This window comes from Collinsella sp. AM16-21, from assembly GCF_003471905.1.
In the GTDB taxonomy this organism is placed as follows: Bacteria; Actinomycetota; Coriobacteriia; order Coriobacteriales; family Coriobacteriaceae; genus Collinsella.
This window is the reverse complement of sequence record NZ_QRKJ01000001.1, coordinates 212570-224451: the sequence shown is the minus strand read 5'-3', so window position 1 is coordinate 224451 and position 11882 is coordinate 212570. Positions and strand designations below refer to the sequence as shown.

13 protein-coding genes are annotated in these 11882 nt (G+C 61.8%); 12 read left to right on the top strand and 1 reads right to left on the bottom strand.

The genetic code is table 11. The features are described from left to right. Positions 1–15: 15 nt before the first annotated feature. Complete coding sequence (gene rpsJ, locus DW180_RS00970) at positions 16–324, top strand: 30S ribosomal protein S10 (protein WP_022094184.1); 309 nt, start codon at positions 16–18, stop codon at positions 322–324. 116 nt (positions 325–440) lie between these two features. Here the strand turns inward: rpsJ and DW180_RS00965 are convergent, their stop codons facing one another. After that, entirely contained in the window at positions 441–1217 is a 777-nt protein-coding gene (locus DW180_RS00965; protein ID WP_117635351.1) for a biotin--[acetyl-CoA-carboxylase] ligase, read from the bottom strand. A gap of 174 nt (positions 1218–1391) precedes the next feature. On the opposite strand from DW180_RS00965, the gene DW180_RS00960 reads away from it, so the two are divergent. Genes DW180_RS00960 through DW180_RS00910 form a run of 11 tightly spaced genes read left to right on the top strand, consistent with a single transcriptional unit; the run spans position 1392 to position 11824 of the window. Beyond that, positions 1392–2351, top strand: coding sequence for a beta-ketoacyl-ACP synthase III (locus DW180_RS00960; RefSeq protein WP_117563769.1), 960 nt, complete (start codon positions 1392–1394; stop codon positions 2349–2351). A gap of 52 nt (positions 2352–2403) precedes the next feature. After that, positions 2404–2640: an acyl carrier protein gene (locus tag DW180_RS00955; RefSeq protein ID WP_006235019.1), complete on the top strand. Its 237-nt coding sequence runs from the start codon at positions 2404–2406 to the stop codon at positions 2638–2640. Positions 2641–2642: 2 nt separating this feature from the next. Next, positions 2643–3587 (top strand): enoyl-[acyl-carrier-protein] reductase FabK, encoded by a 945-nt coding sequence (fabK, locus tag DW180_RS00950; RefSeq protein ID WP_117563768.1) that lies wholly within the window; start codon positions 2643–2645, stop codon positions 3585–3587. Beyond that, positions 3575–4501, top strand: a complete 927-nt coding sequence (locus tag DW180_RS00945; protein ID WP_117765066.1) for an ACP S-malonyltransferase — start codon at positions 3575–3577, stop codon at positions 4499–4501. The genes fabK and DW180_RS00945 overlap by 13 nt, the downstream gene beginning before the upstream one ends. 30 nt (positions 4502–4531) lie before the next feature. Then, positions 4532–5305, top strand: a complete 774-nt coding sequence (fabG, locus tag DW180_RS00940; protein ID WP_117765064.1) for a 3-oxoacyl-[acyl-carrier-protein] reductase — start codon at positions 4532–4534, stop codon at positions 5303–5305. A 36-nt stretch (positions 5306–5341) separates the two neighbouring features. Further along, positions 5342–6592, top strand: coding sequence for a beta-ketoacyl-ACP synthase II (gene fabF / locus DW180_RS00935; protein ID WP_233545130.1), 1251 nt, complete (start codon positions 5342–5344; stop codon positions 6590–6592). Positions 6593–6595: 3 nt separating this feature from the next. Continuing rightward, on the top strand, positions 6596–7072 hold the full coding sequence (gene accB / locus DW180_RS00930; protein ID WP_117765060.1) for an acetyl-CoA carboxylase biotin carboxyl carrier protein: 477 nt from the start codon (positions 6596–6598) through the stop codon (positions 7070–7072). 9 nt (positions 7073–7081) lie between these two features. After that, positions 7082–7504 (top strand): 3-hydroxyacyl-ACP dehydratase FabZ, encoded by a 423-nt coding sequence (fabZ, locus tag DW180_RS00925; RefSeq protein WP_022094192.1) that lies wholly within the window; start codon positions 7082–7084, stop codon positions 7502–7504. A gap of 10 nt (positions 7505–7514) precedes the next feature. Further along, positions 7515–8858 (top strand): acetyl/propionyl/methylcrotonyl-CoA carboxylase subunit alpha, encoded by a 1344-nt coding sequence (locus DW180_RS00920; protein ID WP_118236990.1) that lies wholly within the window; start codon positions 7515–7517, stop codon positions 8856–8858. After that, entirely contained in the window at positions 8845–10569 is a 1725-nt protein-coding gene (accD, locus tag DW180_RS00915) for an acetyl-CoA carboxylase, carboxyltransferase subunit beta (protein WP_118236988.1), read from the top strand. Before DW180_RS00920 ends, accD begins: the two co-directional genes overlap by 14 nt. A gap of 40 nt (positions 10570–10609) precedes the next feature. Beyond that, a complete protein-coding gene (locus DW180_RS00910; RefSeq protein WP_147357365.1) occupies positions 10610–11824 on the top strand; it encodes a PTS fructose transporter subunit IIB in 1215 nt (404 codons plus the stop codon). Positions 11825–11882: the final 58 nt, after the last annotated feature.

Genomic DNA, 11882 nt, shown 5'->3' with positions numbered 1-11882 from the left:
CTTTGGAGGTTTAAGTTGGCTACCCAGAAGATCCGCATTCGCCTCAAGGGCTATGATCACGAGGTCGTCGATCAGTCCGCGAAGCTCATCGTCGAGACCGCTCAGAAGACCGGCGCTCGCGTTTCCGGTCCTGTCCCCCTGCCCACCGAGCGCAACCTGTACACGGTTATCCGCTCGCCGCACGTGAACAAGGACTCCCGTGAGCAGTTCGAGATGCGCACCCACAAGCGCCTCATCGACATCCTCGACCCCACCTCGGGCACCGTTGATTCGCTTATGCGTCTCGACCTCCCCGCTGGCGTCGACATCGACATCAAGCTCTAAGCGATATCGCTCATAGCTTAAAGGGCCCCGCTGCCGTTACGGTAGCGGGGCCCTTTTGTTTTGCATGATGGGTTTGGATCGCCGGGTAAGGCTGCCGAGCGGCTGGCTGTGGCGACCTACTCACTCAAGGGGCGCAATGACGCTTCCTCAAAATGGAAGGATCGCAAGCCGTCTTCTGTTTCGATGCACGCACGACCAAAGCCATCGACCGTTTTAAAGATGCCTCGCGCCAGCTCGTCACCGGCAGGGGAGCGGGCGATAACGTGCTTTCCAATCCAATTGAGGTGAGCGACATATTCGCCGTGGACGGGCGCGAGCGGTCCGGTGTTTTCTTCCATGGCGTTGAGGCGTTCTGCCCAGGCATCTATAGCGTCTATAACTGCGTGATAGACCTCATCGAGGAGCATGTCGACAGCTGGAACGTTCTCGTTAAGGTCCGAGAGACCGATTGCCGGCAGGCCGCCATCGGGCACCTCTTGGGGCGCATAGTTCACATTGACACCAATGCCACAGACGGCGAAAGGTTTGCCTTCGTTATCGCGTGCGGCCTCGACCAGAATGCCGCCGAGTTTGCGTCCACGCGCGACCAGGTCGTTGGGCCATTTGAGGCCAATCTCGTTTGCAAGACCCTGTTTTTCGAGCGCCTCGAGCACCGCTAGGCCGCTGACGGCAGCAAGACCAGAGTACTTCGCAGGATTAACGCATGGACGCAGGACAATCGAAAGCAATAGGTTGCCGGCGGTTGAATCCCACTTGTGGCCGCGCCGGCCGCGTCCTGCTGTCTGAGCCCGGGCGGCAAGTCCTGTGCCGTGCGGCGCTCCCTGTTTTCCTGCTTCGAGCAGGTCATCGTTGGTCGATCCGGTTACGTCGACTATCGTTAATTTGGCATCCATAACGGCTGCTACCTCCTTAATGAATAAGTGAATAACGCAATGGTGTCGAGAGAGACACAATGTGAAGCCTTTGTCGCATTTGGACAATTTAATGTTAACACGTTAACAACGACTGAAATGCGCTATCCTCTCTTGGTCGATGTAAACACGTCAACAACTCAAAGGAGGTTAGTGATGGGTTTCACGATTCTTGGAACAGGCTCGGCGCTTCCTAAGCGCAGTGTTTCCAATGACGAGCTGTCCGAGTTCCTCGATACCTCGGATGAGTGGATTTTTACCCGCACAGGTATTAAGAGTCGCCACGTCTGCACCACCGAGTCACTTGACGACCTTGCCGTAGCGGCGAGCGAGCGGGCACTTCAGGTGTCCGGAATCGACGCGAGCCAGTTGGATCTGATCGTCTGCTCGACGACGACGGGTGATCACCTTGTTCCCGCCGAGGCGTGTGCCGTTGCTGAGCGACTGGGCGCGACGTGCCCTGCCTTCGATGTCTCGGCTGCCTGCGCCGGCTTCGTATTTGCGCTCGATGTTGCCGAGGGCTATATCGCCCGAGGACGAGCCAAGCATGTGCTTGTCGTTGCCGCCGAGCAGATGACGCGCGCGCTCGACTGGACCGACCGCGCCACCTGTGTGCTCTTTGGCGATGGGGCAGGCGCCGCGGTGATTGAGGCTGGGGGAGACAGCCCCCTTGCCGTTGAGCTTTCGACGGCGCCCGACGTCGAGACGTTGTGCGTTCCCGGTCTGGTCGGCACCTCGCCGTTTAAGGCCTCCGCAGATAGCGAGAGCGTGCTGTCCATGAATGGCCGCCGCGTGTTCAAGTTCGGCGTCAACGCGATTTGCGACACGGTCCATAAGCTTGCGAGCGATGCGGGCATTTCGGTCGAGGACATCGACCATTTTGTATTCCATCAGGCTAACGAACGAATCCTGAGTCAGGCGGTCAAGCGCCTCGGTGTGCCAGACAAGCGCGTGGTTCGAACGCTGCGCGAGACCGGCAACATTTCGAGCGCATGCATTCCGCTTGCCCTCGACCGGCTGGCAAACGCCGGTGCACTTCACACGGGCGACACCATCACCCTCGTTGGATTTGGCGCCGGTCTGGATATAGGTGGCTATCTACTTCGTTGGAAGTAGTCGCACATAGGAAATAAAAACGCCCCTAGGGCACAAACAAAGGAGAACTACCATGGCAGATCAGAAGACCTTCGAGCGCGTTTGCGATGTTATCCGCGAGACCGCCGGTCTTGACGATGTCGAGATGAAGCCCGAGTCCACGCTCGAGGAGATTGGTCTCGACAGTCTGGGCACCGTCGAGATCCTCGTCGCCGTTGAGGACGAGTTTGGCATCCAGCTCGATACCGAGGAGAACCCCAAGACGGTCGGCGAGTTCGCCGATACGGTCGAGGCGGCATTGGAGAAGTAGAGATGCTCAAGACTCCTCTCTGCGATCTGCTCGGCATCGAAAAGCCCGTGTTCCAGGGCGGTATGGCCTGGATCGCCGACGCCTCGCTGGCGTCCGCAGTGTCCGAGGCGGGCGGCTTAGGGATTATCGCGGCCATGAACGCCGACGCCAACTGGCTGCGCGACCAGATTCATGAGCTGCGCGCCAGGACGGATAAGCCCTTTGGCGTCAACGTCATGCTCATGAGCCCGTTTGCCGACGAGGTCGCGCGGGTCGTGATTGACGAGCGGGTACCGGTCGTCGTGACGGGTGCCGGCAATCCCACCAAGTACATGAAGGCGTGGAACGAGGCGGGCATCAAGGTCATCCCGGTCGTTGCCTCGGTCGCGCTGGCGCGCCTCGTGGCGCGTCGTGGAGCCACTGCCGTGGTTGCCGAGGGTACCGAATCAGGCGGCCATATTGGCGAGACCTCGACGATGGCACTGGTGCCGCAGGTTGTCGATGCGGTCGATATTCCCGTGGTTGCGGCTGGCGGTATCGCCGATGGCCGCGGCGTGGCGGCCGCCTTTATGCTGGGCGCCGCCGGCGTGCAGGTGGGTACGCGCTTTCTGATCGCAGATGAGTGCACCGTATCGGAGCAGTACAAGGAGATGGTCCTGAAGGCCAACGACACCTCGACGCGTGCGACCGGCCGCTCGACGGGACACCCGGTGCGTGCCCTCAAGAGCCCCTTCACCAACGCCTACGCCAAGAGCGAGGCGGCGGGCGTAAGCGTCGAGGAGCTCGGGGCCATGGGCACGGGCGCCCTTCGCAAGGCCGCCAAGGACGGCAATTACGAAGAGGGCTCGTTTTTGTGTGGACAGATTGCCGGCATGGTCAACGAGCGCCAAAGCGCACGTGAAATCGTTGACGACCTGGTCGATGGCGCCGAGCACGTCCTGAAGGGTGCGTGCGCATGGGTGGCGTAGCGTTTCTGTTTGCCGGCCAGGGCGCCCAGCACCCCGCGATGGGCGTCGACCTGATCGAGGCATCGCCGGCGGCCGCCGAGGTGTTCGCCATTGCCGACGAGGTGCGCCCGGGGACCAGTGAGCAGTGCCGAAGCGCCTCCAAGGAGGAGCTCTCGCAGACCGAGAACACGCAGCCGTGCGTGTTCGTTCACGATCTGGCAGCGGCTGCCGCCCTGCGTGAGCGCGGCGTGGTACCTGCCGCCTGTGCGGGTTTTTCGCTTGGCGAGGTCGCCGCGCTCACCTTTGCGGGGGCGTTCGATACGCGAGCGGGCTTTGAGCTCGTGTGCGAGCGCGCGGCGCTGATGGCCGCGGCTGCCGAGCGCCATCCGGGCGGCATGCGCGCCGTCATCAAGCTCGATGCGGCGCAAGTCGAGAACCTGGCAAAACAGGCCGGCGAGGACTGCTGGCCGGTCAACTACAACAGTCCGCAGCAGACGGTTGTTGCCGGACCGCCCGAGGCGCTGCAGGAGCTCGACGTCCTAGTAAAAGAGGCTGGCGGCCGCGCTATGAAAGTCGCGGTGTCGGGCGCATTTCATAGCCCCTATATGGCCGAGGCGACTGAGGGGCTGGCGACGTATATCCAAGCCGGCCACGCGCCGTCACCGCTGCTGATTCCGGTCATGGCAAACATGACGGCGGCGCCCTATCCGGCGGACCCGCGAGCGGCATCGGATGTCTTGGCCAATCAGGTGAGTCATGCCGTTCGTTGGGTCGACACGCTGCATGCTCTGCAGAATCAGGGCATCGACACGTTTATTGAGGTCGGCCCTGGCAAAACGCTGTCGGGCCTGGCCAAGCGTACGCTGAGCGACGTTCGCGTGTATTCGTGCGAAACGGCCGAGCAGGTCGCAGCTATTGCCGACGAGCTCGCATAGTCCACAGGGCTGTAACCCGAAAGGAATGACATGGGCAACTTGAACAACGGCGCGCTCGAGCGCAACGACTCACGTCGCGTGGCACTGGTCACGGGCGGCTCGCGGGGTATCGGCCGCGCCTGCGCTGTCGGTCTGGCGGAGGACGGCTTTGATATCGCCGTCGTCTATGCCGGCAGCGTCGATGCGGCGCGCGAGACGTGCGAAGCCTGTGAGGCGGTTGGCGCCACGGCACGCGCATATCAATGCGACGTGGCCGATCCCGCTGCCGTCAACGCGTGTGTGGAAGCGGTCCTCAACGACTTTGGTTCCATTTGGGCGCTCGTCAACAATGCCGGCATCACCCGCGATGGCCTGCTCATGCGCATGGGCGATGACGCATTCGATCGCGTGCTCGATGTCAATCTCAAGGGAACATTCAATATGACGCGCGCGTTCACCAAGACCTTTATGCGCCAGCGCGGCGGTTGCGTCGTCAACATGAGCTCGGTCGTGGGCCTGATGGGCAATGCCGGGCAAGCCAACTACGCTGCTTCCAAGGCGGGCGTGATAGGGCTTACCAAGGCGGTGGCGCGCGAGCTTGCGCCTCGTGGCGTACGAGCGAACGCGGTCGCCCCCGGGTTTGTCGAGACAGATATGACGGCAAAGCTCTCGGAGAAGGTGCGTACGGCAACCGAGGAACAGATTCCCCTTAAGCGCATGGCACGCCCCGAGGAAGTGGCCGGCGTGGTGCGCTTTTTAGCGAGTGATGCGGCTGCCTACATTACGGGCGAGGTCGTGCGCGTCGACGGCGGAATGGCGATGTAGAAACCAGGGCCGAAGAACGGCTTGGATGAGGAGACCATGATGGAACAGAGAGTTGCAATCACCGGCATCGGTGCCGTATCGCCGCTCGGCAACACCGCGCTTGCCACCTGGGCGGCCATGTGCGCCGGGACCTGTGGCATCGGCCCGATCACGCACTTCGATACCGATGCGTTTACCGTCAAGGTGGCGGCCGAAGTCAAGGGCTTTGACGGCAACGAGTACTTTGGCAAGCGTGACGCCAAGCATCTCGATCCCTGCGTTCAGTTTGCGCTGGTGGCTTCGGACGAGGCCATGCACGATGCGGGCTTTGATGCCGAAGGCGCCATCGATCGCGAGCGCCTGGGCGTTTACGTGGGGTCAGGCGTGGGCGGCATGCAGACGCTCGTCGACAACGTCCATACGATTGCCGACCGTGGGCCCCGCCGCGCATCGCCTTACATGATCGCGATGATGATCCCCAACATGGCATCGGGCAATATCGCAATCCGTCACAAGGCAAAGGGACCGACCCTGCCAGTCGTGACTGCGTGCGCGACCTCGGCCCATGCGGTGGGCGAGGCGTTCCGTGCTATCAAGCACGGCTATGCCGACGCGATCCTCGCGGGCGGTGCCGAGGCGGCCATTATCCCCGATGCTGTTGCAGGCTTTACGTCCTGCCGCGCATTGACCACCAACCCCGATCCCGCGACGGCCTGCCGCCCGTTCGATGCAGACCGCGACGGCTTTGTGATGGGCGAGGGCGCCTGCGTGCTCGTGCTCGAGAGCATGGAACATGCGCAGGCGCGCGGTGCGCACATTTATGCCGAGGTCGTGGGCTACGGCAACACCGATGATGCCTATCACATCACGAGCCCCGATCCCGAGGCTGCCGGCATTGCCCGCGCGATATCGCTGGCGGTGGCCGAGGGCGACGTCAAGCCTTCCGAGGGTCTCTATATCAATGCCCACGGCACATCGACCAAGCTCAACGATTCGTCCGAGACGGCGGGCATTAAGCGTGCGCTCGGCGAGGACGCGGCGCGCGCCGCGCATGTCTCGTCGACTAAGTCGATGACCGGCCACATGATCGGTGCCACGGGTGCCATCGAGGTCATGGCCTGCGCCATGGCGCTCGAGCAGGGCGTGGTGCCGCCGACCATTAACTACCACACACCCGATCCCGCCTGCGATCTTGACTACACGCCCAATCGCGCGGTTCGCGCCGACCTTACCTGGGCGCTTTCGACCAACCTGGGCTTTGGCGGGCACAACGCCGCCATCGCGCTGCGTAGATATACGAGGAGCTAGAGCATGGATTCCAAAAGACTTGCCGAGATAGCCGATGTTATGGAGGACCGCGGCCTCACGCGCGTACGCGTTGAGGAGCCCGATGGCACCGCGGTCGAACTCGAGCGCGCGAGCGCCGCGCAGCCTGTTGCCGTGCCCATGCCTATGCCGGGTGCCGTGACTGCTCCGGCGGTGGCTCCTGTCGCCATGCCTGCCGCCGCACCGGAGCCCGCCGCGCAGGCGCCTGCCGCCGCACCGGAGCCCAAGGGCACCGAGGTGACCGCTCCCATGGTCGGCGTTTTCTATGCTGCCCCGGCGCCGGGCGACGAGCCGTTTGTGCACGTGGGCTCCAAGGTCAAGGCCGGTGAGACCCTCTGCATCATCGAGGCCATGAAGGTTCTCAACGAGGTGACGGCAGAGGCGGATGGCGAGGTGCTCGAGATCTGCGTGGCCGACGGCGACCTCGTGGAGTTTGGCAGCTGCCTCATGAGGATTGGATAGGTGATATCCATGAACAAAGAAGAGCTCAAGAAGCTGTTGCCGCATCGCGAACCGATGCTTTTGCTCGACGAAGCCGAGCTGGTGGGCGACGAGGCCCACGGCAAGATCACGATTACGGGTGACGAGTACTTTTTGCAGGGGCATTTTCCGGGAAACCCGGTAGTCCCCGGCGTGATTCAGTGCGAGATGCTCGCCCAAAACTGTTGCGTGCTGCTGATGGGCGACGAGGAGGCGCGCGGCGCGACGCCGTTCTATACGAGCCTCGATAAGGTGCGCTTTAAGCGCCCGGTGCGCCCGGGCGACACGGTTGATCTGGTGTGCACCATCACGCGTGCGCGCGGGCCGTTCCGCTTTGCGACGGGTACTGCGAGCGTCAACGGTGAGGTTTGCTGCCGCGCCGATATGTCTTTTGCACTCATGCACGAAAGTTAAGGAAGGCTTCATGTTCGACAAAGTGCTCATCGCCAACCGCGGAGAAGTCGCGGTCCGTGTTATCCGCGCGTGCCGCGATATGGGCATCAAGACCGTCGCCGTTTATTCCACGGCCGATGCGGACGCGCTGCACGTGCAGCTTGCCGACGAGGCGTATTGCATCGGCGGCCCGCGTCTTGCCGAGAGCTACCTCAACGACGATGCCGTGCTCACCTGTGCCGTGAAGTCGGGGGCAAAGGCGATCCATCCTGGCTACGGTTTCTTTTCCGAGAAGGCGAGCTTCGTGCGCGACTGCGACAAGTATGGCCTGGCGTTTGTCGGTCCTTCGGCCAAGGTGATCGACAGCATGGGCGACAAGGACGCCGCGCGTCGAACGGCCGCCGCGGCGGGCGTGCCCATCGTGCCGGGCTGCGATTTGCTCAAAAGTCCCGAGGAGGCAACGGCCGAGGCTGAGCGCATTGGCTGCCCCGTGCTCATCAAGGCGCGTGCGGGTGGAGGCGGCCGCGGTATTCGCAAGGTCGAGCGCGTGGAAGATGCGGCAAAGGCGTTCATCGAGGCGCGTGCCGAGGGCGAGGCCGTCTTTGGCGACGGCGAGTGCTACATGGAGAAGTTCGTCTCGCCGGCGCACCACGTTGAGGTGCAGATTATGGCCGATAAGCAGGGCCATGTGTTTTCGCTCGGCGAGCGCGAGTGCTCGGTTCAGCGTCGCAATCAAAAGCTGATCGAGGAGAGCCCCGCGCCGTGCCTCGACGGACACGACGACATTCGTGCTCGCATGCACAAGGCAGCGCGTGACTTGGCTCGTGCCGTCGGCTACGAAGGAGCCGGTACCATCGAGTTCCTGTATTCGGACGACGGCAATTTCTACTTTATGGAAATGAACACGCGCTTGCAGGTGGAGCATCCGGTTACAGAGTTTGTGACCGATACCGACTTGGTCAAGTGGCAGCTGCGCGTGGCAGCCGGCCAGCCTCTGCCCTTTGAGCGGGAGGACATGCCGGTCCGCAACCACGCCATGGAGTGCCGCATCAATGCCGAAACGCCGGACTTTCTGCCGTCATGTGGAACGGTCACCGCGTTGCGTGTGCCGGGTGGTCCGCGCGTACGCTGGGATTCCGCCATGTTTACCGGTGCGAAAGTTCCGCCGTACTACGACTCTATGCTCGGCAAGCTCATCGTGTGTGCGCCCACGCGTGACGGCGCTATTCGTAAGATGCGCTCGGCCCTGGGCGAGCTCGTGATTGAAGGCGTGAGCGAAAACAGCGAGCTTCAGCTCGACGTGCTGGCAAACGACGAGTTCTTGTCGGGCATGTATCACACCGATCTGATGGGGCATCTCTATGCTGATGAATAGAAAAGCGAAGACGGTCAACGTCCTCGAGGGACCGATGACCGAGTCGTGCGCCGAGTTTCCTGCGCGCCACGTGTTTATCAAGTGCCCGGAGTGCCGCCGTGTGATCGATGAGGCGCGCCTGCATGACAACCTCGAGGTCTGCCCTCGTTGCGGCAAGCACTTTCGCGTGAGCGGGCGCGACCGTATGCGCATGACGGTTGACGAGGGCACGTTTGAGGAATGGGATGCTAATCTGGCGTCGGAGGACTTCCTCTCGTTTCCCGGTTATGCCGACAAACTCAAGAGCGTGAGCGAGCGTTCGGGCGAGCGCGATGCCGTTGTGTGCGGCAGGGGCAAAATCTGCGGTTGCGATACAGCTCTCTTCTTTATGGACGCCAACTTTATGATGGGCTCGATGGGTTCTGTGGTGGGCGAAAAGATCTGTCGCACATTTGAGCGAGCGACCGAGCTGGGATTGCCAGTTGTCGGCTTTACCGTTTCGGGCGGTGCGCGCATGCAAGAGGGCGTGACATCGCTTATGCAGATGGCCAAGATTTCTGCGGCAGTTAGGCGCCACAGCGAGGTGGGCGGCCTGTATATCACGGTGCTCACCGACCCCACGACCGGAGGCGTAACCGCGAGCTTTGCCATGGAGGGCGACATTATCCTGGCCGAGCCCGATGCCCTGACGGCATTTGCCGGCCCGCGCGTGATCGAGCAGAACATGCACAAGCGCCTGCCCAAGGGATTCCAGCGCTCCGAGTTTTTGCTGGAGCACGGCTTTTGCGATGCCGTTGTTCCGCGTGGCGAGATTGCGCTCACGGTAGGCGAGCTGTTGGCGCTGCACGAAGGGCACGCGCCCGGCCTGGGGGCACCGCATGAGATCGTGCATACGGGTCGCCGCGGCAAAAAGTTGGGACACTTGTTCAAGCGCTCGGCCGCACCAAAAACCGCGCTCGAGATTGTTAAGCAGACCCGCTCGGCAGATCGCGCCACGGCAGGCGAGATGATCTCGCTGGGCCTGGATGGATTTGTGGAGCTGCACGGCGACCGCTACTTTGGCGACGACGCTGCTGTGATGGCTGGCATTGGCTGGAAAGACGGATGCCCCGTAACGGTCATCGCCATCGAGCGCGGCACCACGACCAAAGAGCGCATGCGTCGCAACTTTGGTATGGCACATCCCGAGGGCTACCGCAAAGCGCGTCGCCTTATGCGCCAGGCCGAAAAGTTTGGTCGACCGGTTCTGTGCCTGGTCGATACTTCAGGCGCGTTTTGCGGCATCGGTGCCGAGGAGCGCGGCCAGGGTGAGGCGATTGCCCAGAATCTCATGGAGATGAGCGGCCTTAAGACGCCGATTGTCTCGGTGGTGACAGGCGAGGGCGGCTCTGGTGGCGCGCTGGCGCTGTCCGTGGCCGACCGCATCCTGATGCTCTCGAGCTCGGCCTATTCGGTCGTGAGCCCCGAGGCCTGTGCGTCGATCCTGTGGAAGGATACCGAGCGCGCGAATGAGGCCGCCGAGGCGCTTAAGCTCACGGCCCCCGATCTGCTGGCGCTCGGCATCATCGACGGCATTGTCGACGATAGGGGCCTGTCGCATGAGGAGATCGCCGGTGCCGTCATGTCTTCGGCATTTGATGCCTTCGATACGCTTGGGCAGCTCGACGACGCGACCCTCACAAACCTCCGCTATGAAAAGTACCGCACAATCGGTCGGTACCGCACGATGTGACAAAGGGGCAGCCCGTATGTCACATTGGGAAAGGCGTTCCATGTCACAAGTTTCTAACACCTCGTTTACAACGACGGTCTCATCAAACGCCATGGCCGTGGTGGACTATCTGTCCAAAAGCATGATGTCGGCGCTGCCCTTTATTGTCTGCGCGGCGTTGTTCCGCACCGTTGCCGTCATTATGGGCGAAGGCATGCTGGGCCTGTGGTCGGCCGATTCCGAAATCTATCGCCTGTTCTACAGTTGGCTTTATAACGCCGGCTACTACTTTTTGCCCATTTATCTTGGTTGGGCGGCCGCCCGCCAGCTCGGTTGCTCGGAGCAGCTGGGCATGATGCTGGGCGGCGTATTGATTGCGCCCGATCTGCTTAAGCTCGTCGATGCCGCATCGACGACGGGGGCATCGATGACTTCCGTGTATGGTCTGCTTCCCGCGCCGGTCAACGATTACACGACGACTGTTATTCCGGTCCTTATCTCGGTGCCTGTGCTATGGCGAGTGGAGTGTTTCTTTTCGCGCATTATCCCTAAGGCCGTGGCGTTTTCGTTCGTTCCGTTTACAACCATGCTTGTCATGGTTCCGGTTTCGCTGTGTATTACGGCGCCGGCGGGCAGCTATCTGGGCATGCTGTTGGGCCAGCTTATGTTTATGCTTGGCAATTCCGGTGGCATCGTGTCGCTGCTCACGCTCATGGGGCTTGCCGCGGGCTGGGAGTTTCTTAAGATCGCGGGTGTCAGCAACGTTGTCCTATCGCTCGCCTATGCGCAGTTTATGAGTGTGGGAACGGATTCGTGCATCCTGATCGCCGCGACGATGGCAACGTTCGCCGTTTGGGGTATGCCCTTTGGCGCGTCGCTCCGCGTTGCGGATAAGGACGAGAAGGCGCTCATGCTGGGCTATTCAATCTCGGGTATTCTTGGCGGCGTAAGCGAGCCAGCGCTGTACGGATGCGGCTTTAAATATGGCAGGTGTCTGACGTGCATGGCCGTTGGCGGCGCCGTCGGAGGCCTTGTTGCGGCCGTAGGCCACGTTACGGCTTATACTATCGGTATGACGAATGTTCTTATGGTCATTGGCTTTGCCACGGGCGGCATCTCGAATCTGCTGTGGTGCTGCGCTGCCGGCGGCGCAGCATTTGCGGTGTCTGCGGCGCTGAGCTACTGCTTTGGCGTGGTGCCGACAAAGGTGCAGGCGGCAGAAGACGAAGCTGATTCGCTCGAAACAGTGGCGAGCGCTGCTGAAGCAAGCGCATAAATCTGTGCGACAAAAGGACGATTCCTTTGTCATATTCCAAGGCTGCGGCCCGTGTGGG

What these genes read in the sequence shown, in the direction of transcription:
- fabZ (WP_022094192.1), top strand. Translation starts at nt 7,082, where the DNA reads ATGAACAAAGAAGAGCTCAAGAAGCTGTTGCCGCATCGCGAACCGATG.
- fabG (WP_117765064.1), top strand. Translation starts at nt 4,532, where the DNA reads ATGGGCAACTTGAACAACGGCGCGCTCGAGCGCAACGACTCACGTCGC.
- DW180_RS00945 (WP_117765066.1), top strand. Translation starts at nt 3,575, where the DNA reads ATGGGTGGCGTAGCGTTTCTGTTTGCCGGCCAGGGCGCCCAGCACCCC.
- DW180_RS00955 (WP_006235019.1), top strand. Translation starts at nt 2,404, where the DNA reads ATGGCAGATCAGAAGACCTTCGAGCGCGTTTGCGATGTTATCCGCGAG.
- DW180_RS00960 (WP_117563769.1), top strand. Translation starts at nt 1,392, where the DNA reads ATGGGTTTCACGATTCTTGGAACAGGCTCGGCGCTTCCTAAGCGCAGT.
- DW180_RS00920 (WP_118236990.1), top strand. Translation starts at nt 7,515, where the DNA reads ATGTTCGACAAAGTGCTCATCGCCAACCGCGGAGAAGTCGCGGTCCGT.
- accB (WP_117765060.1), top strand. Translation starts at nt 6,596, where the DNA reads ATGGATTCCAAAAGACTTGCCGAGATAGCCGATGTTATGGAGGACCGC.
- accD (WP_118236988.1), top strand. Translation starts at nt 8,845, where the DNA reads ATGCTGATGAATAGAAAAGCGAAGACGGTCAACGTCCTCGAGGGACCG.
- DW180_RS00910 (WP_147357365.1), top strand. Translation starts at nt 10,610, where the DNA reads ATGTCACAAGTTTCTAACACCTCGTTTACAACGACGGTCTCATCAAAC.
- fabF (WP_233545130.1), top strand. Translation starts at nt 5,342, where the DNA reads ATGATGGAACAGAGAGTTGCAATCACCGGCATCGGTGCCGTATCGCCG.
- fabK (WP_117563768.1), top strand. Translation starts at nt 2,643, where the DNA reads ATGCTCAAGACTCCTCTCTGCGATCTGCTCGGCATCGAAAAGCCCGTG.
- DW180_RS00965 (WP_117635351.1), bottom strand. Translation starts at nt 1,217, where the DNA reads ATGGATGCCAAATTAACGATAGTCGACGTAACCGGATCGACCAACGAT.